Below are 3,934 nucleotides of genomic sequence, written 5' to 3' on the forward strand. Positions count from 1 at the left end.
ATATAAAAAACCCTTGACAAATATCGACTTTTACCCAGTGGCGATCGATTTTGGTGGTGCTAGTCAAGATTTTCACATTGGCCGAGGTGCGATCGCTACGACCGGAGCATTACGGGGATTGGAAACAGTGCAGAAAAAACTGGGAAAATTGCCCTTTGCCGTGGTAGCGGAACCAGCGATCGAATATGCTCGTCAAGGCTACATTTTGAGCCAATATAACGGCTTTTGCCTGGGTTTACTCGCTTCGATCCTGCTCAAAGATAGAGAGGGTTTAAAAGTCTATGCTCCCCAAGGAAAACTCCTCCAAGCTGGCGATCGCTGTGTGATGAGGGATTTTGCCAACACCTTAGAGGAATTAAGCAAAAAAGGTGTAAAAGACTTTTATGAGGGAGAAATCGCCCACCAAATCGCCAAAGATATGCAGGAGGGCGGTTATCTTACCCTAGAGGATTTAAGTCATTACCAAGTCATTGAGAGAAAACCCCTAAAAAGCCAATATCGAGGTTACGAAATCCTGACTAATCCGCCTCCTAGTTCTGGAGGAATTCTCCTGGCTTTTGCCCTAAAATTACTAGAAACAGTCAATTTATCGGCTTTAGAGCATCTGGGAGCCAAACATCTGCAAATTTTAACGGAAGTGATGGCCTTAACCAATCAAGCTCGGGCCCAAGGCTACGATAATTTTATCCATCAGGAGGGAATCGAAGATAAGTTCCTCTCACCAGAATTTTTAGGCAAATATCCCAATAAATGGGGCAGTACCACCCATATTAGTGTTATCGATGGGGAAGGTAACGCCGCCAGTGCCACCTTTTCCAACGGCGAAGGATCGGCTTATACCGTGCCGGGGACGGGAATTATGCTCAATAATATGATCGGGGAAGCGGACTTAAATCCCTTTGGTTTTCACAATTGGCCCGTTGATCGTCGTTTATCCTCAATGATGTCGCCGACGATGATTTTAGAGGAAGAAAAGCCGCGATTTGTTCTCGGTTCTGGGGGTTCCAATCGCATTCGCACCGCTATTTTACAGGTTATTAGCAATTTAATCGATTTTCGGCAATCTCTACCCTATGCGATCGCTGCCTCGCGCATACATTGGGAAAATCAACAATTAGGAATTGAACCTTTAGAAGATCGGGAAAATCTGCTCAAAAATCTGGTTTTACCCGCAAATACTCAAGTATCCCTATGGCAAGAACAAAATATGTTTTTTGGGGGTGTACATGGGGTGGCAGTGAATGATCGGGGGGAATTAACCGCTACGGGCGATCCGCGTCGGGAGGGAGTAGGATTAGTGATGGGGGATTTTTAGATAATGGGTACAACTTGCAGGCGTAACCCAAGTGCTTGCAAAACCTTAAGAACTGTAGCAAACTCACCGATTACCCCGATTCGACAAAGATTTATAGAGACTCTCCCGTCCCAAACCCGTCTCGCGAGCAATATGAGTCATCCCTTGAGAACGAGCAATATCGCCTAATGCTGCCACTACTAAGCTAGGATCGCCATCTTCGAGGGCAGCTTCCAGATAAGCAGCGATATCTTCTTTTGTTTTCAAATGATCTGCTGCATCCCAAGGATAAGTCTGAATTGTAGCCATAGAGAACCTCCTATCAGTATTGGGCTAAATCTAATGCCGTTTTGATGTCTCGTTCCAAATCAATCGAATCTGATTGTAGCCGGTGCTTAAAAGACGGTGGCTTTCATGCTCCCGTGTTACTATCGGTAATTAGTAATCGGCCAACATAGTGGTGTGAGCTTGTTTACTTCTTATCGTTTACTATTTACTTTCGAGATACTCATGTTGCTCTTGCGTTATGGTATTACCGTGAGTGCGGTGCTTGGGTTGATTTTCTTGGCTGAATCCTCGGTTAAGGCACAAACTCAGTCCGCTGCCGATTTATTGAAGAAACCCCGACCTACTGCCAATCCAGTTTCTCAATTACCCGGTCCATCGGCGGCACCGGCAACCACGGAAGCGGATCCCAAAGCCCCCAATTATCTTAATCCTAGTGGCAATCCCCTAATTTTTCCCACCAAACCAGATGAGGTGGGAATTAGGGTAGTACAACCGATCACCTTAAATCAAGCGATCGAATTAGCTTTAAAAAATAATCAGACCTTACAGACAGCCCGGGTCGATTTAGAAATCGCTCGCGCCCAATTAAAGGAACAACAGGCGGCTTTATTACCCACGGCCCAAGCGGAAACCAGTCTCACTCAAGATCAATCGGCAGTTGCCCAAAGACAGAATGAGTTGGCTCGTCAACAGGGAATCCCAGCCACTACACCTGAAGATAGTACCAACTTTCAGGGTAGTGTTAGCATCGTCTATGGGGTTTATACAGGGGGTGAACGGACAGCCCAGATCAAAAGGGCCGAAAAAGTGATCCGGCAACGGGAATTAGAGGTGGAACGAGTCTCGGAACAAACTCGTTTTGATGCCACCGATGCCTATTATGAATTGCAGAGGGGTGATGCTCAGGTAGCGATCTCCCAAGCTGCGATCGAAGATGCTAGTCAAAGTTTACGGGATGCACAATTATTGGAGCAAGCGGGACTAGGAACCCGATTTGCTGTCCTACAGGCGGAAGTTGACCTCGCTAACGCTAACCAAGACTTAACCCGGGCGATTTCTACCCAGCGTATTTCCCGACGGCGACTGGCACAGATATTGAGTGTCGGTCAGCACATCGAGTTAACCGCTGCCGATGAGATTCGCGAGGCGGGAACTTGGGGCTTAAGTCTTGATGATAGTATCGTTTTGGCCTATAAAAATCGCGCGGAATTAGAACAACAACTCTTACAACGGGAAATTAGCGCAGAAGACCGCTCGATCGCCATTTCGGCGGTGATTCCCCAAGTGGACCTTTTGGGCGAGTATAATGTTCTTAACGATCTCAGTGATGATGCCGGTTTTGGCGATGGTTTTAGCGTCGGCGGCCGGATTCGTTGGACTTTCTTTGATGGTGGTCGTGCTTTTGCTCGCGCCCGTCAAGCGGAAAGAAACATCGATCGCGCCGATACGGAATTCTCCCTCCGTCGCAATGAAATTCGCCTTCAGGTGGAGGAATCTTACTATAATTTGATTTCTAACCAAGAAAACATTAAAACTTCGCAAAAAAGCATTGAATCCGCCACGGAAAGTCTGCGATTAGCCCGTTTACGCTTTCAGGCCGGTGTGGGAACCCAAACGGACGTGATCAACTCCCAACGGGATTTAACCGATGCCAGAAGTCGTTATCTACAGGCGATCGTTGATTACAATAAATCCTTAAATAGTCTCCAGCGAGCGATTAGTAATTTACCAGACAATCGTTTGTTTGAAGTGCGTTAATTGTGGGATTTATCGAGGTGTGGTGTGGGGGGAGATGGCCAAATCTCCCCTATTTTAACGAGTTTGGATAATTCTAATCTGTTGTTCCCGCAATCGCTGCATGGTGGGAGTTTCCTGTAGCTCTTGCACCTGCGGACGCAGATTATTACAACCAGAGGAATTAATGCTACCGCATTGATTTTCGATCGTGTTCAGTCGCCGCTGCTCGATTTGGGGACTGGTACGAAAGTTTAATTGCTGATTGTATTGGGGATATTTTTGGTAAGCGCAGGATTCAGCCCCCGCTAAACAACGCTCACTGATAGGCAATTGGGCCACGACTAGGTTGCCGCTAACGCCAACCCAACCCAGACCCAGAAACAAACCTGATAATAAAGAATTTTTAGTGATCATCGCCAATATACCTCGGTGATCAAAAAATGTAATCTCAGCATTGGCGGCCATGACGGTAATTACCCGGCAGACTCTCGATCATCGGAAATTTTGGGTCTGAAACCCCGCCGTTCTAGGTTGGCTTTACGTTAGAATTAAAAGGCCAGTCTCGAAAACCAAGTGGACGGCGCAGCACCTTGAAAACTCGGCTTAGGGGGTTCC

The 3,934-nt window shown here is 46.9% G+C and carries 3 protein-coding genes and 1 pseudogene; 2 read left to right on the forward strand and 2 right to left on the reverse strand.

Annotated features, from left to right (window positions below):
* A partial coding sequence (locus IQ242_RS18830; RefSeq protein WP_193961018.1) for a gamma-glutamyltransferase occupies positions 1–1,315 on the forward strand: 1,315 nt, incomplete at its 5' end.
* On the opposite strand, the pseudogene IQ242_RS18835 reads toward IQ242_RS18830, so the two are convergent.
* Positions 1,312–1,603 (reverse strand): annotated as a pseudogene (locus IQ242_RS18835) (addiction module antidote protein). The gene IQ242_RS18830 and the pseudogene IQ242_RS18835 overlap by 4 nt on opposite strands.
* A gap of 201 nt (positions 1,604–1,804) precedes the next feature.
* On the opposite strand from IQ242_RS18835, the gene IQ242_RS18840 reads away from it, so the two are divergent.
* The gene (locus IQ242_RS18840) at positions 1,805–3,340 is read left to right on the forward strand and encodes a TolC family protein (protein WP_193961019.1); all 1,536 of its coding nucleotides are present in this window, start codon (positions 1,805–1,807) and stop codon (positions 3,338–3,340) included.
* A gap of 54 nt (positions 3,341–3,394) precedes the next feature.
* Here IQ242_RS18840 and IQ242_RS18845 read toward each other — a convergent pair whose 3' ends face one another.
* Positions 3,395–3,733 carry a hypothetical protein gene (locus tag IQ242_RS18845; protein WP_193961020.1) on the reverse strand — a complete coding sequence of 113 codons (339 nt, stop codon included), beginning with the start codon at positions 3,731–3,733 and terminating at the stop codon, positions 3,395–3,397.
* Between the last annotated feature and the right edge of the window lie 201 nt (positions 3,734–3,934).

Origin of the sequence: Microcystis sp. LEGE 08355 (assembly GCF_015207185.1) — a bacterium.
Classification (GTDB): Bacteria; Cyanobacteriota; Cyanobacteriia; order Cyanobacteriales; family Microcystaceae; genus Microcystis; species Microcystis panniformis.

Bases quoted from the DNA above. Each gene is read 5' to 3' on its own strand.
- IQ242_RS18840 (WP_193961019.1), top strand. From the start codon at position 1,805: ATGTTGCTCTTGCGTTATGGTATTACCGTGAGTGCGGTGCTTGGGTTG.
- IQ242_RS18845 (WP_193961020.1), bottom strand. From the start codon at position 3,733: ATGATCACTAAAAATTCTTTATTATCAGGTTTGTTTCTGGGTCTGGGT.